This window comes from Anianabacter salinae (genome assembly GCF_019061145.1).
Lineage (GTDB): Bacteria > Pseudomonadota > Alphaproteobacteria > Rhodobacterales > Rhodobacteraceae > Anianibacter > Anianibacter salinarum.
Genome location: NZ_JAHQZS010000001.1, coordinates 104,920 through 127,182, shown reverse-complemented (window position 1 = coordinate 127,182; position 22,263 = coordinate 104,920). Strand labels below are relative to the sequence as shown.

At 66.2% G+C, this 22,263-nt stretch carries 22 protein-coding genes; 5 read left to right on the top strand and 17 right to left on the bottom strand.

What is annotated here, in order from left to right; genetic code table 11:
* Positions 1-35: 35 nt before the first annotated feature.
* Positions 36-1,043 carry a sugar ABC transporter substrate-binding protein gene (locus tag KTJ87_RS00655; RefSeq protein ID WP_407650464.1) on the bottom strand — a complete coding sequence of 336 codons (1,008 nt, stop codon included), beginning with the start codon at positions 1,041-1,043 and terminating at the stop codon, positions 36-38.
* Between the two features lie 223 nt (positions 1,044-1,266).
* Here KTJ87_RS00655 and KTJ87_RS00650 point away from each other — a divergent pair, with 223 nt between their 5' ends.
* Positions 1,267-2,481: an ROK family transcriptional regulator gene (locus tag KTJ87_RS00650; RefSeq protein ID WP_267137133.1), complete on the top strand. Its 1,215-nt coding sequence runs from the start codon at positions 1,267-1,269 to the stop codon at positions 2,479-2,481.
* A gap of 56 nt (positions 2,482-2,537) precedes the next feature.
* Here KTJ87_RS00650 and KTJ87_RS00645 read toward each other — a convergent pair whose 3' ends face one another.
* From KTJ87_RS00645 to ectA, 4 genes are read right to left on the bottom strand one after another with little or no spacing between them, the layout of a single operon-like run.
* Positions 2,538-3,980, bottom strand: coding sequence for an aspartate kinase (locus KTJ87_RS00645; RefSeq protein WP_267137132.1), 1,443 nt, complete (start codon positions 3,978-3,980; stop codon positions 2,538-2,540).
* Positions 3,981-4,019: 39 nt separating this feature from the next.
* The gene (locus KTJ87_RS00640) at positions 4,020-4,406 is read right to left on the bottom strand and encodes an ectoine synthase (RefSeq protein WP_267137131.1); all 387 of its coding nucleotides are present in this window, start codon (positions 4,404-4,406) and stop codon (positions 4,020-4,022) included.
* Between the two features lie 5 nt (positions 4,407-4,411).
* On the bottom strand, positions 4,412-5,704 hold the full coding sequence (gene ectB / locus KTJ87_RS00635) for a diaminobutyrate--2-oxoglutarate transaminase (RefSeq protein WP_267137130.1): 1,293 nt from the start codon (positions 5,702-5,704) through the stop codon (positions 4,412-4,414).
* 51 nt (positions 5,705-5,755) lie between these two features.
* Positions 5,756-6,283, bottom strand: coding sequence for a diaminobutyrate acetyltransferase (gene ectA, locus KTJ87_RS00630; RefSeq protein WP_407650437.1), 528 nt, complete (start codon positions 6,281-6,283; stop codon positions 5,756-5,758).
* A gap of 263 nt (positions 6,284-6,546) precedes the next feature.
* Between ectA and KTJ87_RS00625 the strand changes: the two genes are divergently transcribed.
* Positions 6,547-7,029 (top strand): MarR family winged helix-turn-helix transcriptional regulator, encoded by a 483-nt coding sequence (locus tag KTJ87_RS00625; RefSeq protein ID WP_267137128.1) that lies wholly within the window; start codon positions 6,547-6,549, stop codon positions 7,027-7,029.
* A 1-nt stretch (position 7,030) separates the two neighbouring features.
* Here the strand turns inward: KTJ87_RS00625 and KTJ87_RS00620 are convergent, their stop codons facing one another.
* Both KTJ87_RS00620 and KTJ87_RS00615 read right to left on the bottom strand, forming a co-directional pair.
* Entirely contained in the window at positions 7,031-9,547 is a 2,517-nt protein-coding gene (locus tag KTJ87_RS00620; RefSeq protein ID WP_267137127.1) for an ABC transporter permease, read from the bottom strand.
* Positions 9,544-10,239, bottom strand: a complete 696-nt coding sequence (locus KTJ87_RS00615; protein WP_267137126.1) for an ABC transporter ATP-binding protein — start codon at positions 10,237-10,239, stop codon at positions 9,544-9,546. Before KTJ87_RS00615 ends, KTJ87_RS00620 begins: the two co-directional genes overlap by 4 nt.
* Here KTJ87_RS00615 and KTJ87_RS00610 point away from each other — a divergent pair.
* The gene (locus tag KTJ87_RS00610; RefSeq protein WP_407650436.1) at positions 10,238-10,939 is read left to right on the top strand and encodes an arylesterase; all 702 of its coding nucleotides are present in this window, start codon (positions 10,238-10,240) and stop codon (positions 10,937-10,939) included. The genes KTJ87_RS00615 and KTJ87_RS00610 overlap by 2 nt on opposite strands.
* Here the strand turns inward: KTJ87_RS00610 and ccoS are convergent.
* From ccoS to KTJ87_RS00580, 6 genes are all read right to left on the bottom strand, one after another.
* Positions 10,936-11,097, bottom strand: coding sequence for a cbb3-type cytochrome oxidase assembly protein CcoS (ccoS, locus tag KTJ87_RS00605; protein WP_267137125.1), 162 nt, complete (start codon positions 11,095-11,097; stop codon positions 10,936-10,938). The genes KTJ87_RS00610 and ccoS overlap by 4 nt on opposite strands.
* 3 nt (positions 11,098-11,100) lie before the next feature.
* On the bottom strand, positions 11,101-13,284 hold the full coding sequence (locus KTJ87_RS00600; RefSeq protein ID WP_267137124.1) for a heavy metal translocating P-type ATPase: 2,184 nt from the start codon (positions 13,282-13,284) through the stop codon (positions 11,101-11,103).
* On the bottom strand, positions 13,281-13,739 hold the full coding sequence (locus tag KTJ87_RS00595) for a FixH family protein (RefSeq protein WP_267137123.1): 459 nt from the start codon (positions 13,737-13,739) through the stop codon (positions 13,281-13,283). Before KTJ87_RS00595 ends, KTJ87_RS00600 begins: the two co-directional genes overlap by 4 nt.
* Positions 13,736-15,160: a cytochrome c oxidase accessory protein CcoG gene (gene ccoG / locus KTJ87_RS00590; RefSeq protein WP_267137122.1), complete on the bottom strand. Its 1,425-nt coding sequence runs from the start codon at positions 15,158-15,160 to the stop codon at positions 13,736-13,738. The genes KTJ87_RS00595 and ccoG overlap by 4 nt, the downstream gene beginning before the upstream one ends.
* Before the next feature lie 96 nt (positions 15,161-15,256).
* Positions 15,257-16,465 (bottom strand): lipid-A-disaccharide synthase-related protein, encoded by a 1,209-nt coding sequence (locus tag KTJ87_RS00585; RefSeq protein ID WP_267137121.1) that lies wholly within the window; start codon positions 16,463-16,465, stop codon positions 15,257-15,259.
* A 32-nt stretch (positions 16,466-16,497) separates the two neighbouring features.
* Complete coding sequence (locus KTJ87_RS00580) at positions 16,498-17,373, bottom strand: LysR family transcriptional regulator (protein WP_267137120.1); 876 nt, start codon at positions 17,371-17,373, stop codon at positions 16,498-16,500.
* A gap of 101 nt (positions 17,374-17,474) precedes the next feature.
* Here KTJ87_RS00580 and KTJ87_RS00575 point away from each other — a divergent pair, with 101 nt between their 5' ends.
* A complete protein-coding gene (locus KTJ87_RS00575; protein ID WP_267137119.1) occupies positions 17,475-17,621 on the top strand; it encodes a hypothetical protein in 147 nt (48 codons plus the stop codon).
* A 90-nt stretch (positions 17,622-17,711) separates the two neighbouring features.
* Here the strand turns inward: KTJ87_RS00575 and ccoP are convergent, their stop codons facing one another.
* From ccoP to ccoN, 4 genes are read right to left on the bottom strand one after another with little or no spacing between them, the layout of a single operon-like run.
* The gene (ccoP, locus tag KTJ87_RS00570) at positions 17,712-18,599 is read right to left on the bottom strand and encodes a cytochrome-c oxidase, cbb3-type subunit III (protein WP_267137118.1); all 888 of its coding nucleotides are present in this window, start codon (positions 18,597-18,599) and stop codon (positions 17,712-17,714) included.
* Positions 18,599-18,793, bottom strand: coding sequence for a cbb3-type cytochrome c oxidase subunit 3 (locus KTJ87_RS00565; protein WP_267137117.1), 195 nt, complete (start codon positions 18,791-18,793; stop codon positions 18,599-18,601). The genes ccoP and KTJ87_RS00565 overlap by 1 nt, the downstream gene beginning before the upstream one ends.
* 9 nt (positions 18,794-18,802) lie before the next feature.
* Positions 18,803-19,570: a cytochrome-c oxidase, cbb3-type subunit II gene (ccoO, locus tag KTJ87_RS00560; RefSeq protein WP_267137905.1), complete on the bottom strand. Its 768-nt coding sequence runs from the start codon at positions 19,568-19,570 to the stop codon at positions 18,803-18,805.
* A gap of 36 nt (positions 19,571-19,606) precedes the next feature.
* Positions 19,607-21,205, bottom strand: coding sequence for a cytochrome-c oxidase, cbb3-type subunit I (gene ccoN / locus KTJ87_RS00555; RefSeq protein ID WP_267137116.1), 1,599 nt, complete (start codon positions 21,203-21,205; stop codon positions 19,607-19,609).
* Positions 21,206-21,420: 215 nt separating this feature from the next.
* Between ccoN and KTJ87_RS00550 the strand changes: the two genes are divergently transcribed.
* Entirely contained in the window at positions 21,421-22,260 is an 840-nt protein-coding gene (locus KTJ87_RS00550; protein ID WP_267137115.1) for a universal stress protein, read from the top strand.
* The last annotated feature ends 3 nt before the right edge of the window (positions 22,261-22,263 follow it).

Here is a 22,263-nt window from a genome sequence, read left to right as displayed (position 1 = left end):
CCGGGCGAACATCGCCGCCCGGCGCCCCATGAGGCTTAGCCCCAGCAGAGATCCATACCCTCGGCCACCGAGATCGACTCGACGCCATCGGCAGGCTGGTCGGTGACAAGCGCGACGCCGGTGTCGAAGAAGTTCTTGCCGTCGGTCGCTGCGGGCTTGGTGCCGTCTGCGGCGAAGGCTGCGATCGCCTCGATGCCCTTGGACGCCATCAGCAGCGGATACTGCTGCGAGGTCGCGCCGATGACACCGTCGGCGACGTTCTGCACGCCGGGGCAACCGCCGTCGACCGACACGATCAGCACGTCGTTCTCACGTCCGATGGATTTCAGCGCCTCGTAGGCACCGGCGGCGGCGGGTTCGTTGATGGTGTAGACCACGTTGATCATCGGGTCCTGCGCCAGCAGGTTTTCCATCGCGGTGCGCCCGCCTTCTTCGTTGCCTGCGGTCACGTCGTTGCCGACGATGCGCGGGTCTTCCTCGTCGCCCCACATGTTCGGGTCACCCAGTTCGATGCCAAAGCCCTGCAGAAAGCCCTGGTCGCGCAGCACGCCGACAGTCGGCTGGCTGATGGCGAGGTCGAGCATGCCGATCTTGGCATCGGCTGCGGCGTCGCCCAGCTTGGCGGCGGCCCATTTGCCGATCAGCTCTCCCGCAAGGAAGTTGTCGGTGGCAAAGGTCATGTCGGCGGCTTCAAGAGGGCTGAGCGGGGTGTCGAGCGCGATGACAAGGATGCCCGCATCGCGCGCCTGCCGCACCGAAGGAACGATGCCCGAGGTGTCGGAGGCGGTCAGCAGGATGCCCTTGGCACCATTGGCGATGCAGGTCTCGATGGCCGCGACCTGGGTTTCGTTGTCGCCGTCGATCTTGCCTGCGTAGCTGTTCAGCGTGATGCCAAGCTCTGCGGCCTTGGCCTCGGCACCTTCGCGCATCTTCACGAAGAAGGGGTTGGTGTCGGTCTTGGTGATGAGGCAGGCGCTGACGCCATGCGCTGCGGCCATGGCCGATCCGGCAACGGCGAAGCTGCCCAGAATGGTTGCGCCCATGAGCGCGGTCTTGAATGTGTTGGTCACTAGAATTTCCTCCCGTTAGCGACGCTGGACGGCCCTGACCGCCCAGGGGGCCGGCGCCTCCTGCACCGGGCACCCCTTGGGAGTATGAACTGCGAATCGCGGCTTGCTGTCAATAAATAAATCACTCTGATTTATCATTGACGAAGGGGCTGACACTTCGGCAGAGTTAGGTCATCGTGGCGCAAGGAGACGTGCGATGACCCCCGAGGGACTGCCCATATTCGATGCCGCACCGGGCCTGCGCGGCTCGAACCAGAGCGGCATGCGCGCGTATAACGAACGGCTGGTCCTGTCGATCCTGCGGCAACGCGGCCCGCTGTCGAAATCCGACATCGCGCGGATTACCGGGCTGTCCGCGCAGACCGTGTCCGTCATCATGCGCTCGCTGGAATCGGACGGTTTGCTCCTCAAGGGCGATCCGGTGCGCGGCAAGGTCGGACAACCATCCGTGCCGATGCGTCTTGCCGAGGATGGCGCCTTTTTCTTCGGCCTCAAGATCGGGCGGCGCAGCGCCGAATTGATCCTGACGAACTTCCTGGGAACCGTCCTCGGCCGGGTCCACGCGACTCACCGTTTTCCGACCCCCGAAAGCACCGTGACCTTCATGCGCGCGGGCCTCGACCAGCTGGCCGGGCAATTGTCGCCCGCCGACCGTCTGCGGATTTCGGGCGTCGGGATCGCCATGCCGTTCCAGATCTGGGACTGGGCCCGCACGATCAACGTCCCCGCCTCTGCCATGGCCGCCTGGCGCGAGGTCGACATCCGCGCAGAGATCGCCGCGCTGTGCGACTGGCCGGTGTATCTGCAGAACGACGCGTCCGCCGCCTGCGGGGCAGAGGTCGTGTTCGGCTCGGACGTGGACGTGCGCGAGTTCCTGTATTTCTACCTTGGCTACTTCATCGGCGGCGGCGTGGTCCTGAACGGCAGTCTCTACACCGGGGTGACCGGCAATGCGGGCGCGCTTGGCACCCTGCCCGTGCCGGGACCGAGCGGCGGCACGGTGCAACTGATCGACGTCGCGTCTCTCCAGCAGCTCGAGGAAGCGATCCGCGCCGCCGACGGTGACAGCGAGGCGCTGTGGCAGTCGCCGGATGGCTGGGCGGTCGATCCTGCGATCATGAACCGCTGGCTGGACCGCGCGGCGTCGGGGATCGCTTACGCCATCGCATCTGCCTCGTCGGTGATCGACTTTCGCGCGGTGCTGGTCGACGGCTGGCTGCCCGCGCAGATGCGCCGCGATCTGGTCGCCCGCATCAGGACGTGCCTCGAAAGCATCAACCTTGCCGGCATCATCCCGCCCGACGTGCGCGAGGCGACGGTTGGCCCTGATGCGCGCGCGCTGGGCGCTGCCAGCCTGCCGCTGTCCGAGCGGTTCCTCGTCGATCCCAGCGCGATCCTGAAGGCTTCATGACAAAGGGGCGGCGCCGATCCGGCACCGCTCCTCTATCGTGACCGAAATGGCTTCCGTCAGGCTGCCTTGACCTCTGCTGCAGTCTCAAGCTTCTCGACAAGCGCCTGGTGCAGAACCTTGATTGCATGGTCCATCTGGTCACGCGGAACGATGAACTGCGCGTCCACCGTGCGCGACGTTTGCTGCATGCCCACGGGATAGATCCCCGCCGCATCCAGCGCCTGAAGGCCCCGCATCATCACCTTGAGCCCCGCCAGATCGCGTCCGATCGCGGCGACGACACCAAGGTTGCGCACGTTCAGCGTGGCGCTTGGATACTTCCGTTCCAGGTCGTTCTCGACCCGGCGCACCAGCTTGAGCGGGGCATCGACGTAATGCGTGATGGTGTTCGCGTTCGAGCTTTTCGACACGATCCGCACGTTGTGGCGCGTCAGCACGTCAAGCACCGTGGCGTCGTAACCCTTCACGCCGACCATGTCCTGTTCGAACAACTCAAGCGCATAGACGCCGATGCCCGTGACCATCTCGACGCGCGGGGCGTCGGTGGGTTTGTCGTCGATCAGCGTGCCGGGGTCTTCCGGCTCGAAGGCATTGGTGACGCGCAAGGGAATGCCCGCCTGGCGCAGCACCTTGGCCGCCTTGGGGTGGATCGCCTCCATCCCCATGTTCGACAGCTGGTCGGCCACGTCGTAGTTGGTGTGCCCCAGCTTCACCACGTTGTCCGCGCCCACCAGCTTGGGGTCGGCGGAAGACAGGTGAAATTCCTTGTGGATGATCGCCTCGCCCGCGCCGGTCAGGGCGGCGATGCGGCTGAACGTGACCTCGGAATAGCCCCGGTCGAATTCACGCATCAGGCCTTCGTTGCACTGGGCATAGCCGGTGACGATGGGCAACTCGCTGGTGAAGTCGACTTCGCGCAGCCCTTCGACGATGCGGTCCTCGAGCGTATAGTCGCCCTCGTCCCGCCAACCCGACAGATCGACATAGCGCCCGTTCACGCCATTCCGCTTGAGCAGCAGGACGGTGACATAGGCCGAATGCGCCTCGCCCAGTCCCGACAAGAGCTCGCGCGTCTGGTCCATGTGCTGGCTCAGCCGGAAATGCCCGTAGGAACACAGCCGCTGCAGGTCGATCAGGCAGGACCGCGCGCCCTCGATCCGGTCACGGACGAAGTCGTCGGCGTCCTTGATGTCGGCGGGGTGGTCTAGGACAGTGCGATGCGCCTCGCCCATCGCCTGCGCGGCGGTGGACAGCGCGTCCATCCAGCCGTGATCGTTGTCGGCATTGGCGAACAGCCCGAAGGCGCCGGGCTCGCCGGATTTCTTGTCCTCAAGCAGCAGGTTGGTGATGCCGCCATAGGCCGAGACGACGAAAATCCGGTTGTAGATCTGTTCGTCATTCCGGTCGCCGACGAACAGCGCATCGAGAAGCTCGCGCGAGCGGCTCATCGACGTGCCGCCGATCTTTTCGACCGTGTGGTGTTTGCGGGTTTGTCCCATGGGTTTCGCGCCGGGCAACCCCGGCGCGCCTCCTGTCAATTAGGCTTCTGCGGCGGCGTAAGAGCCGTCTTCAAGGTGCACTTCGTTGCCGGTCACCGGCGGGTTGAAGCAGCACGCAAGGATCAGTTCCTCTTCGGCCCGCAGGACATGCTTGTCGTGCTGGTCGAGCGCATACATCACGCCTGGCTTGATCTCGTGGATCTGGCCGGTGGCGAGGTCGGTGATGTTGCCGCGCCCCGAGATGCAATAGACGCTCTCAAAGTGGTTCTTGTAGTGGAACGTATGCTCTGACCCGCCCTGGATGGTCGTGATGTGGAACGAGAAACCCATTCCGTCATCGGCCAGCAGCATTCGGACCGAGTTCCATTTCGCATCCGAAACGGAGCGGTCGGTGTTCTTCAGCTTGTTGAAATCGCGAACGATCATTCGTGTTACTCCGCAGCAATCTTGTGGTTCTGGGCGCATTCGCGCGCAGCGGCTTCGAGGATATCGAAGCCCTTGTTCAGCACGTCATCGGGGGTCGTCAGCGCACCGAGGAATTTGACCACCTCGTCATGCGCGCCCGACGTCTCGATGATCAGGCCATTGTCGAACGCCTTGGCGCAGATGTCACCGGCCAGATCGCCGGAACCGACGTCGATGCCGCGCATCATGCCGCGCCCCTTGAGCGAGGCGCCGGGCAGGAAATCGGCAATCGCCTTGAAACGGTCTTCGACCAGCTTTGCCTTGCGCTGCACGGCGGACTGAAAGGTGTCGTCCGACCAGAACTTCTCGATCGCAACGCGGGCGGTCACGAAGGCATGGGTATTGCCCCGGAAGGTGCCGTTGTGCTCGGCGGGCTTCCAGATGTCATGCTCTGGCTTGATGAGAAGCGCGGCAAAGGGCAGGCCCATGCCGCTGAACGACTTGGCCATGGTAATCATGTCGGCGTCGACGTCCCAGTCTTCGAAGGAAAAGAACGTGCCGGTCCGGCCACAGCCCGACTGGATGTCGTCGATGATCAGCATCGCGCCGTGCTTCTTGGCGAGGCGCGAGATGCCTTCCAGCCACTCACGCGACGCGGCGTTCAGACCGCCTTCGCCCTGCACAGGCTCGACGATGAACGCGGCGGGGGTGTCGACGCCCGAGGACGGGTTGTCGAGCATGATCTCGATCTGTTTCAGCGTATCGACATCGTCGCCGAACGCGCCGTCATAGGGCATCCGCGACGTGCCGCACAGCGGTGCGCCGGTGCCTGCGCCGTCACGCTTGCCTTGGTTGCCGGTGCACGCGAGCGCGCCCAGCGTCATGCCGTGAAAGCCGTTGGTGAAGGCGATGATGTTCTTGCGCCCCGTCACCTTGCGCGCCAGCTTCATCGCGGCCTCGACGGCGTTGGTGCCCGTTGGGCCGGTCATCATCACCTTGTGGTCCATCCCGCGCGGTTTGAGGATTTTGTCCTCAAACGCCTGCAGGAACTCGGCCTTGGTGTCGGTGAACATGTCGAGGCCGTGGGTGATACCGTCGGCCTGGATATGTTCGATCAGCGCCGCCTTCATGTCGGGATCGTTGTGTCCGTAGTTGAGCGACGAGCACCCGGCAAGAAAGTCGATGTATTCACGCCCCGACGCATCGGTCAGGATCGAGCCTTGGGCCTTGGTGAAGGACGTCGGGAAGCTGCGGCAATAGCTGCGCGCTTCGGATTCCCGACGTTCGAATATGGCATGGTCTGCTGTCTGAGCAGTCATGGGAAACCTCGTGGGTTGCTGAAGTCTGGATGAGCGGGGCGGACGCGCGCCTCAGGCGACTGCCTTGAGGGGCGCGGCCAGCTTGATGGTCAGCATGTGCTCGGTCGCATGTGCCCCGCGGAAGTGTTCGTCGCGGGTGTAATGCGGATCGCTGTCAAGCTCTGCACCGACGCGGTCGGCGAACCGGGTGAAAAGCGCCCAGGACGCCGCGTTGTCAGCGGTGATGGTGGTCTTCATCGCGGTCACGTCCTTGCAGGCGTCGCGCTGAAGAAGGTTGCGCAGCATACGGTAGCCAAGGCCACGGCCACGGGCATCCTCGCCCACGGCGACCTGCCACACGAAGACCGCGTCCTCGTTCGGAACCAGATGCCCCGAGATCCAGCCGACGATCTTGCCCTCAAGCTCGGCCACGACGCAGGTTTCCGCGAAGTGGTCGCACTGCACGAGATTGCAGTAGAGCGAGTTGGTATCGAGCGGAGGGCAGCTTGCAATCAGCTCGTGAATCGCCGCGCCGTCCTCGTGGGTCGGTTCGCGGAAGGTGATTCCATCGGTTTTCATCGGGCCGGTGTCTTTCGGCATGTCCTTCGGCCTTCCTTCGTTTTGTCTGGCGACTGTCGCCTCGCGGCGGAAGATATATACTTAGCCATACGAAATTTCAATCGGCTAAGCAAAATCGCGCAGTTTTCTAGTTTCTTGTTGTTTATCAGATTGTTATTGCGATGCCAAACGCAGCTTTCGCGATGTCAACGCGGCTTCTACCCTTCAGTTCCATATAATTGTTGTTTTTTCTTGCGGATTGCAGGAAATGCACTGAAATCTAAGGAAATCATGCAGGAGCGCGGATGGACCGGACCGATACGAGCCTCATCGCCATCAGGCGCATCCTGCGGGCGACAGAACTTTATGGACGCGAACTGGCGCGGGCGGCTGGCCTGACGGCGGCGCAGATCCGTGTCCTTCAGGTGATCGCTGAAACCGGAATATCGAATCCCACCGCCATCGCGACCCGGATGGGCGTCAGCCAGGCGACGATCACCGCTCTGATCGACCGCCTTCAGGCCAAGGGCCTGGTGCAGCGCGAACGGTCCCTGCGCGACCGCAGGCAGACCGACCTGACGCTGACGCCCGAGGGCAGGGCCGCCATCGACCGCGCCCCCGACGCGCTTCAGCAGCGCTATGTCAAACAGTTCGAGGCGCTGGAGGATTGGGAGCAGTCGATGATCGTCGCCGCGCTGGAACGCGTGGCGGCGATGCTGGGCGCCGACCAGATCGACGCGTCCCCCGTGCTCGACCACGGCGAGATCCGGCGGGAGGAAAGGGGCTAAGTCATTCGCTGGCGCGCAGCACCCGGGCCGGGCGCGCAGCCAGCGGACGCCAGGCAAAGGCCAGACCCGCCAGCAGCGTCATCGCCGCGCCGCCCACAACGATGGCGATGGCCGATCCCGGTTCGAACCGGAATTCGGCCTCCATCACGAAGGTGGTGACGGCCCAGCCCGCGACACCGCCCGCGACGATGGCCACGATCCCCGCCGCCAGCCCGAACATGGCGGACCGCAGCGCGAAGTTGACCAGCACGGTGCGCCGTGACGCGCCCAGCGTCTTGAGGATCGCCGCCTCGTAGGTGCGCGCCCTCTCGCCCGCTGCAGCCGCGCCGATCAGCACGATCAACCCGGTGATAAGCGTCGCAAGTGCGCCGTAGGTGACAGCGGCGGCAACTCCCGCCAGGATCTCGGACACCCGGTCGATGGCGTCGCGTACGCGAATCATGGTGATATTGGGATAGGCCTGCCCGATGTCACGGATCAGCGCCGCCTCGGCCTCTGGCTCGGCGTAGATCGTGGCGATGGACGTATGCGGCGCGCCCGCCAGGGCGTTGGGGCTCATCGACATGACGAACCCGATCCCCGCGGTCGAGAAATCAACGACGCGAAAGCTGGTCACGGTGGCGCTGATGTCGCGGCCAAGGATGTTCACCGTGATCTCGTCGCCCAGTTGCAGGCCGATCTCTGCTGCCTCCTCGGCGGCGAAACTCACCTGGTTGGGGCCGTCGTAATCCTCTGGCCACCATTCGCCCGCCGTGATCGTGGTGTTCGGCCCCGGCGTTGCGGAATAGGTCACGCCCCGGTCGCCGCGCAGCACCCAATGATCCGCAAAGTCGCGCGCGGGCGTTCCGTTGACCGACGTGATGACCCCGCGCAGCATCGGCGCGGTTTCGACCTTCTCGACGCCGGGGTCGTTCTGCACCCGGTCCATGAACCCGCCAAGCTGGTCGTTCTGGATGTCGACCACGAAATAGGACGGCGCGATGTCCGGCAGCTCGCGCTGGATCGCGCCGCGCAGGTTGGCGTCGATCTGGCCGACTGCGGCCAGCACCGTAAGGCCCAGCCCCAGCGACAGGACGACCGACACCGCCTCGCTGCCGGGCCCGCCGACAGAGCCTAGCGCCAGCCGCAAGGCAGAGCGCCCGCGCACGGCAGTCGACCGCGCAGCCCGGCGGGCAAGCCGACGGATCAGCCGCGCCGCCAGCACCAGTGTGAAGAAGGCTCCGACGATCCCTGCCGCCGCCCAAAGCGTCAGGTCTGGTACGCCGGACAGCAGCGCCGCGCTGCCGACGAGCGCGGCGAACAGGATCACCGACAGAAGAATATAGCGCGGGCGCGGCCAGCCCTGCGCCGCCCCGCCCGCATCGCGGAACAGCGTCGCCGCGCGCACCTGCTCCGTCCGCGCCAGCGGCCAGAGCGTGAACAGCGCCGCCGCCAGAAGCCCGTACAGCGCCGCCTCGGCCAGGGGTTGCCAGTAGATGCTGATCTCTGCGGGCACGGGCAGCTGATCGGCCAGCACCGGGGCCAGCGCGATCGGCACCAGCGCGCCAAGGATCAGGCCCACCACGACCCCCGCCAGCGTCAGCAAGCCGATCTGCACCGCGTAGACGGCAAAGATCGTCCGCGTCTCGGCCCCCAGCGTCTTGAGCGTGGCGATCACGGCGGTCTTGCGGTCGATGTAGGCGGTCACCGCCGCCGATACGCCGACACCGCCCACGGCCAGCCCCGCCAGCCCGACCAGCACCAGGAATGCGCCCAGCCGGTCCACAAAGCGCGACACGCCCGGCGCGCCGTTGCGGCTGTCGCGCCAGCGCACGGCCCCCTCGAAACGGGTCTCGGTCTGGCGCTTCAACTCGTCCAGCGACGCGCCCTCGGGCAGGTTCAGCCGATACTGGCTCTCGAAAAGCGTGCCTGTGGCCAATAGCCCTGATCCGTCCAGCGCCTCGGTGCGCACCAGAGTGCGCGGCCCAAGCTCCAGCCCGCCGACGGTGTTGTCGGGTTCCCGCGTCAGCACGGCAGACAGGGTAAAGTCCTTCGACCCCAACCGGAACGTGTCGCCCACCGCCAGACCAAGCCGGTCGATCAGCACGCGGTCCATCACCGCGCTGTCGCCCGCCAGCGCCTGATCCAACGGCATCGGCGGATCAAGCTGAACCTCGCCCAGAAGCGGATAGGCCCCGTCGACACCCTTGATCTGCGTCAGTCCGCGCAGCGTCTCGCCGCCCTCCTGCACCGTCGCCATGGACCGGAAATCGACCACCTCGGACACGCGGGTTGCGAGGCTGTCGAAATAGGCGCGTTCTTCCTCAGTGGCGAAACGATAGGTCAGTTCCACCTCGGCATCGCCGCCCAAAAGCACTGCGCCTTCCCGCGCCAGCCCCTGTTCGATGCTTGCCCGAACCGATCCGACAGCGGCAATCGCCGCCACGCCCAGCGCGAGGCAGGCAAGGAACACACGAAAGCCGCGCAGGCCGCCGCGCAACTCGCGCAGCGCGATCCGAACCGGGACGGGCAGCGTCATTCCGCCGCCTCGGCCATGTCCTTTGCCGCGATCAGCCCGTCGCGCAGGCGGATCGTCCGGTCACAGCGCGCCGCAAGGTCGGGCGCGTGTGTGACCATCACCAGCGTCGATCCGTGCCGTTCGCTGAGGCCAAACAGCATGTCGATGATCGCCCCGCCCGTCGCGGCATCGAGGTTCCCGGTGGGTTCGTCCGCCAGCAGGATCTCGGGCCGCATCGCCGCCGCGCGCGCCAGCGCCACGCGCTGCTGCTCGCCGCCCGACATCTGCGCGGGATAGTGATGCGTGCGGTCCTTGAGGCCGACGCCTGCCAATTCCGCCTCGGCACGCTCGAACGCGTCCGGCGCGCCCGCCAGTTCCAGCGGGGTCGCGACATTTTCAAGCGCCGTCATCGTCGGGATCAGGTGGAAGGACTGGAACACCACCCCCATATGATTGCGGCGGAACCGGGCCAGCGCGTCTTCGTCCATCGCAGTCAGATCCTGACCGAGGACAGACACGCTGCCGCCCGTCGCACGGTCAAGACCGCCCAGAAGCATGAGGAGAGACGACTTGCCAGACCCCGATGGCCCAACCAGCCCCACCGTTTCCCCGCGCGCCACGTCCAGCGTGATGCCCTTGAGGATGTCCACCCGCCCCGCATTGCCGTCGAGCGAGAGCCGCGCATCGCGCAGAGAGATCACCGTATCCGTCATGGGCCGTGCCTTCCGGTCGTTGCGTCACTTGGCATATGGCGCGGGCCACGCCGTTCGCAAGCACGGCATCGCGGCGCTTGGCGTCATCGTGATGCTTCCCGGCCTCGCTGCTGCCGAAACGGTCACCATCGCCGCGCTTGGCGACAGTCTGACCCAAGGCTACGGCTTGCCGCAGGAAGAGGGGTTCGTGCCTCAGCTGCAGGCATGGCTTACCGATCAGGGAGCCGACGTGGTGGTGCAGAACGCGGGGGTCTCGGGGGATACCACGCGCGGCGGGCTGGCGCGCGTGGACTGGACGCTGACGGGCGACGTGGACGCGATGATCGTGGCGCTTGGCGGCAACGACCTTTTGCGGGGCATCGATCCGGCGTCGAGCCGCGAGAACCTCGACGGCATCCTTGCCGCTGCCGAGGCCAAGGGCGTCGAGACGATGCTGGTCGGCCTGTCCGCACCCGGCAACTACGGCCCCGAGTTCAAGGCCGACTTCGACGCGATGTATGCAGAGCTAGCGCAAAGCTACGACGCGCTTCTGGCGACCAATTTCCTCGGCCCCATTCAGGCGGCGGTGGACGAGGGCGCAACGATGGGCGACCTGATGCAATCCGACGGCATTCACCCCAGCGCGCAGGGTGTGGCGCTGATGGTCCAGGCACTTGGACCGCAGGTGTTGGACCTGATCGAGCGGGCGCGCGCCGACTAGGAAGGCGGCGGCGCGTCGTCCCAGTCGTCGGTCAGGATACGGTGGCTGTCGCCTTCGGGGTCGTCGTACTGGTCGGATTTCAGCGTCCACCAGAACGCCGCCAATCCGACCAGTCCAAGGATCAGCGACACCGGGATCAGGTAGGCAAGCACGTTCATGGATCACCTCAGCCGTAGCGCGTTCAGCGACACGCAGATGGAAGAGCCGGACATCGCCAGCGCCGCCATCAGCGGGGTCGCAAAGCCCGCCAGCGCGATCGGGATCGCCACCGCGTTGTAAAGCGCGGCGATGGCGAAGTTCTCCTTGATGCGCCGCGTCGCCTTGCGGGCGGTGCGCACGGCGTCTGGCAGCACAGCAAGCGACGCGCCGGTCAGCACGATGTCCGACACCACGCGCGTTGCCTCCAGCGCCGACGCCGGCGAGATCGACACATGCGCCGCCGCCAGTGCCGCCGTGTCGTTCAGCCCGTCGCCGACCATCAGAACGCGGCGGCCTTCGCCCGCCAGCGCTGCCAGCACGGCGACCTTGTCCTCGGGGCGCTGCGATGCGTGCCAATCGTCAATCCCGACCTCGCGTGCCAGCGCCGCGACGGCGCCTTCGGTGTCGCCGGACAACAGGATAACCCGCATGCCTTGGGCGCGGAACTCTGCCACCGCTTCGGCTGCACCATCCCGCAGGCGGTCCACCATGCGGATGGCGCGCGGCGCGGCATCGCCAAGGCGCAGGTATGTCGCCGTGGAACTGGCGGTCTCGGCACCGGTCCAATCGGCCCGGCCCAGACGCACAAGCGTTTCGCCGCGCCGCGCCTCGACGCCTGCACCGGGCACCTCGCGGATATCGTCCAGCGCAGCGGCCCGGACGCCCGCACCGCGCAGCGCCTCTGCCAGTGCGCGGGCCAGCGGATGCGCCGAGCCTTCGGCCAACGCCAGCGCCACGCTCCGTTCATCCCGGTCCAGATGCGCGATGCTGTTCACGCGCGGCGCACCTTCGGTCAGGGTGCCGGTCTTGTCGAAGACGACGGTATCGGCCTCGGCCAGTCGTTCCAGCGCGGTCGCGCTCTTGATGAGCAGGCCCTGCCGGAACAGCCGTCCCGATGCGGCCGTGACAACGGCGGGCACCGCTAGGCCCAGGGCGCAGGGGCAGGTGATGATGAGCACGGCAACAGCGATGTTCAGCGACAGGCGCACATCGCCGCTGGCGGCCAGCCAGCCAAGGAACGCCAGAAGCGCCAGCAGATGCACGGCGGGCGCATAGATGCGCGCCGCCCGGTCCGCCAGCGAGGTGTAGCGGTTGCGCGCGGTTTCCGCGACAGCCACCAGATCGGCCAGCCGGTTCAGCGCGGAATCGCGCGCCGCCGCGGTCGCCCGCAGTGTCAGCACACCCGTCAGGTTGACCTCTCCGGCATGGACGGCATCGCCAGCCCCCACGGCCACCGGCAGGCTTTCCCCCGTCAGAAGCGAGCGGTCGAGTTCGGACGCGCCTACCATCACCGCGCCGTCGACAGGCACCCGCGCACCCGGCGGCACCCGCAGCGTGTCGCCCGCCGCGATCTCGCCCACCGGCACCATGCGTTCCTCGCCGTCCACCAGCTTCAGCGCGCGCGACACCTCCAGCGCGGCCAGCTCGCCCGCGGCGGACCGCGCGACGCTGCGGGTGCGGTGATCCAGATACCGGCCCGCAAGCAGGAAAAAGGTCAGCGACAACGCAGCGTCGAAATAGGCATGCGCGCCGCTTTGGGTGGTTTCATAGACCGACATCGCCACGGCCAGCAGGATCGCCAGCGAGATCGGCACATCCATGTTCAGCCGCCCGGCCCGCAGCGCGCCGAGGGCGCTGCCAAAGAACGGCTGCGCCGAGAAGGCGACTGTCGGCAACGCGATGGCGGCGCTGATCCAGTGGAACAGATCGCGCGTCGCGTCGGTGGCGCCGGACCAGACGGCGACCGACAAGAGCATGACGTTCATCATGGCAAAGCCCGCGACGCCCAGCCGCATCAGCAGGTCGCGCCCGTGCCGGTCGGTTCCCGTCGCGGACAACGTGTCGGCGTCAAGTTCGTGCGCCTCGTATCCCGCGCGGGTCAGGGCGGCGGCAAGCTCCGCGCCCTCGGCGGCCTTATCGGTGTCCAGGATCGCGCGTTTCAGCGTCAGGTTCACCCGCGCCTTGCGCACGCCGGGCATTGCCGCCAGCGCCCGCTCTGCGCCCGAGATACAGGCGGCACAGTGAATGTTCGGCAGCGACAGGATTACCTGTTTGTCGCCGGTGCCGCCAAGCGCGGCAGCCTCGCGCGCGGCAGGGGCGACGGCGCAGGCCGGACAGGCCGCGAAACCGGGGGCCTCGGCGGTCATGGCGCCACGCTGAACGTCAGGCGCTGCCGGAACGGCGTGCCGTCGGCGGCTGTGGCGGTGACATGCAGGACCCAGTTGCCGCGATCCAGCGCCTCGGACGCGACATAGGCCGCGCCGTCAAACGCAAATCCCGGAACCCGGTCATCGCGTGCCTCTGTCGCGCGTCCAAGGTTCGCCATGATCGAAGCGGCCTCGACCGGCTTGCCGTCCTTGCCGGTCAGGGCAACGCGCAAAAGGCCGTCCGAATAGCGCAGATCGCTCGTCCATCCGAGGGCTTCCTGCGCGGCGCGTTCGGCGTCGAAGCTTTGGCTGGCGACATAGGAGTTCTTGACCTCGAGTCCCGGGAATGTCCCGACCGCCTTGAACGCCATGGTCAGATTGACCGCGATGATGACGCCGAAGAACGACACGGCGATGAACAGGACGGTGCGGCCCGTCAGCGGTTTGGTGGTCATTGCTCTCTCCCGTTGAAGGTGCTGTCGCGCCAGGCGCGTTCGTCTCCGCCGTTGTCCGACACCCAGAACCGGATCTCGGTCGCTTCTGCGCGCGCCGGGCCAGAGGCGGGCGGCGCGACGACATAGACGCGGGCCATCGTCGTTTCGTCGGCGGCAACGGTCACCGTCTCGTAGGGCGTGCCCTCGATCTGGATCCGCAGCGCCGGATCGCCCTTGACGGACAGCCGGAACACCCGCTCTTCGGCGTGCATGTTGCGCAGCCGCACATCATAGGCATTGCGGATCGACCCGTCCGACAGGGTGACGAAGGTCGGGTTACGGATCGGCGCAACGGTCACGTCGATATCGGATCGCATGAACAGCGCGGCGACAAGGCCGACGCCAACCGCAGTCCAAAGCGCCGTGTAAAGGATCGTGCGCGGGCGCAGCACATGGCGCCAGACCGGACGCGGCGCGCCGCCCGTCCGCTCGCGGTTCTCGTCCGACAGCGCGATATAGTCGATCAGGCCACGCGGCTTGCCCACCTTGGCCATCACGTCGTCGCAGGCGTCGATGCACAGCGCACAGGTGATGCAGGCCATCTGTTGTCCGTCGCGGATGTCGATCCCCATCGGGCAGACGGCAACGCAGGCATTGCAGTCGATGCAGTCGCCCAGCGCCTCGGCGCCTTCCGCCTTGCGGTGCTTGCCCCGCGGCTCTCCGCGCCAGTCGCGGTAGGCGACGGTCAGCGTCTCCTCGTCCATCATCGCGGCCTGGATGCGCGGCCACGGGCACATGTAGATGCAGACCTGTTCGCGCATGAAGCCGCCAAAGACAAAGGTCGTCGCGGTCAGGACGGCGATGGTGGTGTAGGCGACGGGGTGCGCCTGCAGCGTGACAAGGTTGGCCATCAGCGTGGGTGCGTCGGTGAAATAGAACACCCAGGCCCCGCCGGTCGCCAGCCCGATCAACAGCCACAGAGCCCACTTGGTCAGCCGCAGCCGCGCCTTGCGCAGGCCCATCTTCTGGTTCCACAAGCGCACGCGGGCGTTGCGATCACCCTCGATCCATCGTTCCACAAGGATGTAAAGGTCGGTCCAGACCGTTTGCGGGCAAGCATATCCGCACCACACCCGGCCCAGCGCCGAGGTGAACAGGAACAGCCCAAGCCCCGCCATGATCAAAAGGCCCGCGACGAAATAGAACTCGTGCGGCCAGATCTCGATCCAGAAGAAAAAGAACCGCCGGTTCGCCATGTCGACCAGAACCGCCTGGTCGGGCAGGTTCGGGCCGCGGTCCCACCTGATCCACGGCGTGACATAGTAGATGCCAAGCGTGAGGATCATCAGCACCCATTTGAGGGTGCGGAACTTGCCCGAGACCCGCCTTGGAAAGATCGGTTCGCGGGCGGCATACAGGCTGGGGGTCTCTGAGGAACTCATCTCGACTCGCTTGAAGGCTGGAGTGTCGAGGGTGTTCTGTCAGGTCGGTGCGGGGCGCTCCTTGACCTGAATCAAGTATCTGCGCCGCAGGTTTTCCTAGGCCTCGAATTGCCCAAGGTCATCCGCGTCCAATCGCCCGCGATCGAGGACCTCCAGGACCATCCGCGCGATGCGCTCTGCGCCGCCCGGCGTGCCCAGCCGCCTTGGCCCCTCGGTCGCGCATCGTGCAAGGTAGTCGGCATCGTCCAGCGTCTCCGACAGCAGCCGCGCGGCCTGATCAAGCTCGGCGTCGCCCGCCGCGCGCGTGCCCACAAGCCGCGCGTTCACGCCCAGAAGCCGCGTCTGCGCCTCGGCGAATTTCCAGGTGTATTGCGGGCCCGTTCCCGGGATCTGGATCACCGGCTTGCCCGCCACCACCGCCTGTTCGGCCGCCAGACCTGCCATCGCCGCCACGGCATCCGACCGGGTCAGGATGTCGGCGAAGGCATCGGGCGGACAGATGACCGTTGCGGCCCCCCGCGTCAGTCTGTCGCCGTCCAGCGCCCAGCCGCTGGCCTCGGCCAGCGTCCCGAGACGATCCCGCAGGCGCGGCACCAGGGCGGCCCGGAACGCCAGATCGCCGCGCAGCGCCGACGCTTTCTCGGCCAGCCGCAGAAGCGTCGCAAGGTTGCGATCCGCCTCGGGCGGGCGCGATCCGGGCAAGAGCGCGACCATGCGCGCGCCCTTGGGCACCGCAAGGTCGCGCCCCGTGGGAACGATGGAATCCGTGGACGGCAGGCCGCCGAACCGCACCTTGGCATATCCTTGCGCCGTCAGGTTCCGGGCGGTGAACAGATCGCGGGTCACAAGCGCAAGGCACCGGTCGCGCCGCACTTCCCACCGCAAGATCGGCTCCAGCGTCAGATGATCCTCGTAAAGCGCGGACAGCGACGTGATGAAGGCGATGAACGGCCGCCCGGTGATCGCGGCAAAGCTTTGCGCCACGCCGTCGCCGATGCCCAGCACCAGGTCGAACTCGGCCCGGTGCCGCCGCGCCGCGCGGATCTGCCCTATGGTGAGCCCGACCAGCCCGCCCGCCGCATCGCCCAGCAGTCGCAAGCGGTTGGTCTTGGTGAACCCGCCCGACGGCAGGTCGGCGACGGGGCCGATGATCGGCACGTCCCGGCGGCGATATTCGGCGCCCTGCCCGACGATGGGAAGCGCGGCCAGTTCCAGCTCCGGGCGCAACCGGCGCAAGGCTTCGATGATGAAGCCCGCGTCGTTGTCCTCGCCGTGTCCGTTCGAGATAAGCAGAACCTTTGCCATACCGCGCCCTTTGACCGCTCTCGCCGCCGCGATCAAGCCTCTCGCTGTCGCCGCAGCCAGGCCGCGAACGCCTTGGCAGAGGGTCGCAGCACGCCCGGACGGGTCACGATGTGATAGCCGCTGGTCGGGTCTTCGTCCTCGAACAGCACGACCACATCGCCCGAGGCGATGTCCGTCTCGACAAAGGCGCGGGTGGTCGCGGCCACGCCATTGCCCGCGCGCAGCGCGTCCAGAAGCAGGTTGCCGGGAAGCTGGGTGAGGCCGCGCATCAGGCGGACGGTCACGCCGTGTCGGCGCAGCCAGTCGGTCACCTCGTTGGTGCCGTATTCCTGAAGCCAGGGCATCCCCACCAACTCGCCCGGATCGTCGATCTGGCGGTCGCCCACCAGCTTGCGCGAGGCGACGATGACGAAGTGGCTGCGCAAGAGCAGTTCCGATCGAAGCCCCGGCCATGGCCCGCTGCCATAGCGCACGGCAAGGTCGATCCCGCCGGGATCAAGCGGCACAAGCTGCGCGCTGGGGTTCAGCATCAGGTCGATCTCGGGATGGCGTTCGCGGAAATCCGACAGGCGCGGCATCAGCCAGCTTGCCGCGAACATCGGCGTGGTGGTGATCTGGAGCGGACGGTCGGCATCGGCGCCAGTCATCGCGTCGATTTCGGCGCCGATCCCGTGGAACGCATCGCGCACCGTCTCGGCCAGCCGTGCGCCCTGTGCAGTCAGCGCAATGCCCCGCCCGTCGCGGATCACCAGCTTGAGCCCAAGATGCGCCTCCAGCGCGCGCACCTGCTGGCTGATCGCGGCATGACTGACGTTCAGGGACGCGCCCGCTTCGGTCATGCTGCGCGTCTCGGCCAGCGCAGCAAAGGCGCGCAGGCTGGACAGCGGCGGAAGGTCTTTCAAGGCCATGCGTAACCCAGGCTTACAGATGCAAATAATTCCTGAGTCGCAGAAACGCACGTAAAGCGCAATATGAGGACAATCGAAAAACCGTAGCAGGAGCCGCCGAGATGATAAATCCTTACGCATACACCTACATGATCGCCGCCCGCCTCGAGCGCCGCGACACCCCGACCCGCGCCGAAATCTTCGAGCGTCCCCGCCTGCGCGCCCCGGTGCGCGAAACGGATCAGGGCCGCCCCGAAGGACGGCCCTGAAAGGATAACTCGGCATCGGTCCCGGCAGACGCGCGAACATGAAACCGGGCCCGATGCCGTCCGGCGGATCTCTCCGCCGGAGCCTGTGCGCTATTCGCCGCCGCCCAACTGGTGGACGTAGGTGGCGACCGCGTTGATCTCGGCCTCGGTCAGTCCTGCCGCCGTGCGGTATTCCTCGGACCAGGCCGGCATGACACCGAAGCGCGCGTTGGTGACGGTCTCGGTCAGGGTCACGGGATCGCCGCCATAGAGCCAGATTGCGTCCGTCAGGTTGGGCGCGCCGACATAGACATCACCCAGCCCCTCATCGCCGTGACACGCCGCGCAGTTGTCGAGGAACAGCGTCTCACCCGCACCGGCGAGGGCCGCGTCATGCCCTTGCCCCGAGATCTGCAGGACATATTGCACGACCTCGCCGATTTCCTCGTCCGACAGGATGCCGTCGGCCCCGAAAGCGGGCATCTCGGACCAGCGGGTATCGGGCGATTGCTCGTTCCGGATGCCGTGGGTCACGGTGTACTGGATGTCCTCGATCGTCCCGCCCCAAAGCCAGGCGTCATCCAGAAGGTTCGGATAGCCCTTGGCCCCAGCCGCGCCGGAGCCGTGGCACTGCGAGCAGTTGGTGCGGAAGATCGCCGCCCCGCCCTGCACCGCGTAATTGTACAGCTCGCCGCCATTCGCAGAGATCGTCGTCAGGTCGGCGCTTGCAAGTTGTGTCTCGAGCGCGGCGTTCCGCGCCTCGACTTCGGAGATCTGTTCCGCGACCTGCGCGCGGGTCGAGAAGCCCAGCACGCCCGCCGTGGCGCCGCTGACCATCGGCCATGCCGGATACGCGATGGTATAACCGACGCCCCAGATGATCGTGGCGTAGAAGGTCCACAGCCACCAGCGCGGCAACGGGTTGTTCAACTCCTCGATGCCGTCCCACTCGTGGCCGGTCGTCTCGGGATCTTGTTTCTTTTCAGGCTGCCTGGCCATCACCGCGCCTCCTCGTTGTCCGCCACGGCGTCGGCGGGGGTGTCATCGTGCCGGAACGGAATGCCCGCGATATCGTCATGCACCGATCGGCTGCCGGGGCGGATCGTCCAGAGGACGACACCGCCAAAGAACAGGAACATCGCCAGCAGAACCCAGCTGTCCGCGAATTCCCGCAGGAGCGAATAGAAATCCATATCGGCCCCCTATCGGCTTGCGTCTGGAATGAAGGTCGAGAAATCGACCAGCGTGCCCAGCATCTGAAGGTAGGCGATCAGCGCATCCGTCTCGGAGATGCCCGGCTGCCCGTCGAAGTTGCGCACCTGTGCGTTCGGATACCGTTCCAGCAGGCCGTCATGGTCGCCAAAGGGATCGGCCTGCACGCGGAAGTCAGCGACCGCGTTCTCCAGCATCTCGTCGGTGTAGGGCACACCGACCGCCCGGTGCGTCAGCAGCGAGTCCTCGATGTACTTGCCGTCGATCAGGCGGTTTTCGAGGAAGCGATACTTGGGCATCACCGATTCCGGCACCACCAACTGCGGGTCGGCCAGGTGGTCGACATGCCATTCGTCGGAATACCGGCCTCCGACGCGGGCAAGATCGGGGCCCGTTCGCTTGGACCCCCACTGGAACGGATGGTCATACATCGATTCCGCCGCCAGCGAGTAATGGCCGTAGCGTTCCACCTCGTCGCGCATCGGACGGATCATCTGGCTGTGGCAGACATAGCAGCCCTCGCGGACGTAGATGTCGCGCCCCGCCAGTTCCAGCGGGCTGTAGGGCCGCACGCCGTCCACCTCTTCGATGGTGTTTTCCAGGTAGAACAGCGGGGCGATTTCCACCGCCCCCCCGATGGTCACCACCAGAAGCGAGCAGGCAAGAAGCAACGTGGCGTTCTTTTCCAGGATCTTGTGACGGTCGAGGATGCTTTTCCTCTTTGGCCGGTCGCCCAGCCCCGTGGCGCCCTTCGGCATCGGGTTCTTGTCTTCGGTAGCCATTGCTCGGCCCCCCTATTCAGCCGGAGCCATGACGGGACCCTCGGCTTTCGCCGGGGACCGCCGCACGGTCATCCAAAGGTTGTAGACCATGATGAGAGCGCCGGCGAGGTACATGACCCCGCCCAGCCCGCGCACCACATACATCGGAAACTTGGCGGCCACGGTGTCGGCAAAGGAGTTCACCAGGAACCCCTGCGCATCGACTTCGCGCCACATCAGGCCTTCCATGATGCCGGTGACCCACATCGACGCCGCGTAGAGAACGATGCCGATCGTGGCGAGCCAGAAGTGCCAGGACACCATGGGCAGGCTATACAGCCGCTCGCGGTTCCACAGCTTCGGCACAAGGAAGTAGAGCGCCCCGAAGGTTATCATGCCGTTCCAGCCCAGCGCGCCGGAATGGACGTGGCCGATGGTCCAGTCGGTGTAATGTGACAGCGAGTTGACCGCGCGGATCGACATCATCGGGCCTTCAAAGGTCGACATGCCGTAGAAGCCGACAGAGATCACCATCATCCGGATCACCGGGTCGGTGCGCAGCTTGTCCCAGGCCCCCGACAGGGTCATCAGGCCGTTGATCATTCCGCCCCAGCTTGGCATCCACAGGATGATCGAGAACACCATGCCCAGCGTCGACGCCCAGTCGGGCAGCGCGGTGTAGTGCAGGTGGTGCGGGCCCGCCCAGATATAGAGGAAGATCAGCGCCCAGAAGTGGATGATCGACAGCTTGTAACTGTAGACCGGCCGCTCTGCCTGTTTCGGGATGAAGTAGTACATCATCCCCAGGAAGCCTGCCGTCAGGAAGAAGCCGACCGCGTTGTGGCCGTACCACCACTGGGTCATGGCATCCTGCACGCCGGCGAAGACCTGCACCGATTTTGACCCGAAGATCGACACCGGCAGCGACAGGTTGTTGACGATGTGCAGCATCGCGATGGTCACGATGAACGAGAGGTAGAACCAGTTCGCGACGTAGATGTGGGGTTCCTTGCGCTTGATGATCGTTCCAAGGAACACCGCCAGGTAGGCGACCCACACCAGCGTCAGCCAGATGTCGACGTACCATTCCGGCTCGGCGTATTCCTTGGACTGGGTCGCGCCCAGCAGATATCCGGTCGCCGCCAGCACGATGAACAGCTGATAGCCCCAGAACACGAACCACGCGAGGTTGCCGCCCCAGAGCCGCGCCGCGCTGGTGCGCTGCACGACATAGAACGACGTGCAGATCAGCGCGTTGCCGCCAAAGGCAAAGATCACCGCCGAGGTGTGCAGCGGTCGCAGGCGGCCAAAGTTGGCGTAGCCTTGCGCCCAGTCGAAGTTCAGCACGGGAAAGGCCAGCTGGAAGGCGATGAAGGTGCCGACCAGAAACCCCGCGATGCCCCAGAAGGCCGTGGCGATGACGCCTGCCCGGATCACGCCGTCAAGATAGCCGGTCTCTACCGCCTGCCCCGGCTCGTCCGTGCGCCGCAGCGTCCACAGGAACACGCCGCCCGCGGTCAGCATGATGATGACCGCGTGAACCTGGAATGCCAGGTCCCGCGCGTAGTTGGCGGCGATCGCAGCCAGAAGCGTGATCAGCCCCAGCACCACCAGTTTCATGTAATCCCACATCTTTTTCGTCCCTTCGTCAGGCTCCGGCCGCAGAGGGGAATCTGCGGACGGGTATCTTGGCTTCAGGTTCGGGTTCTGGACCGGGGCCGGGACAGCCGCCTTGATCCATGTCAACCGTGAGCGCGGCAAGAATTGACATGCGTCAAGGACGGCGCCTCGCGCGTTGATCGAGGGTATCGCCAAGGTTCGCCAATCGACCGACCGAAGGAGGACACATGGCCTACAAGACAATCGCAACTGTGCTGACGGACGCCGAAACCGGTGCGGCCGGGCTGGACGCCGCCGCAGCTATCGCCCGGCGCGAGGACGGACATCTGCACGCCGTCTGCATCGGCGTCGATCGCACCGAGGCGGGGTTCTACTATGCCGGGGCCAGCGCTGTGGTGCTGGACACCAACCTGACCCAGGCGCGCGAGGATGCGGCCGCGCTGGCCGCGCTTGTCGATCACCGGATGAAGGGCACGGGAACGCTTTACACCTGCGAAACGGCGACGGCGCAATTCGCGGCGGTGTCGTCCATCGTGGCGCACCATACCCGCATGGCCGATCTGGTCGTGCTGCCGAAGCCCTACGGCGATGGGCGCGGTCCGGAACATGAGGCGGTCGTCGAGGCGGCGCTGTTCGGCGGACAGGTCCCGGTGCTCTTCATGCCGCTGAACGCCCCCCTGCCCGAGGACGCGCACCGCGTCGTCATCGCCTGGAACGAAAGCGCCGAGGCGCTGTCGGCGATTCGCGCCGCGCTGCCGATCCTCAAGGCGGCGGACAGCGTCAACATCGCAATCATCGACCCGCCGAAACATGGCCCCGACCGGTCGGACCCGGGCGGCGCGCTGGGTGAGATGCTGTCACGCCACGGCGTGCGCGCCGAGGTATCGGTGCTGGCCCGGACGATGCCGCGCATCTCGGACGTGCTGTGCCGCCATGTCGAGGATATCGGCGCCGATCTGGTGGTGATGGGCGCCTATGGCCATTCGCGGTTCCGCGAGGCGATCCTGGGCGGCGCCACCCGCAACATGCTGCAGACGGCGACGGTCCCGGTTCTGATGGCGCACTAGGCG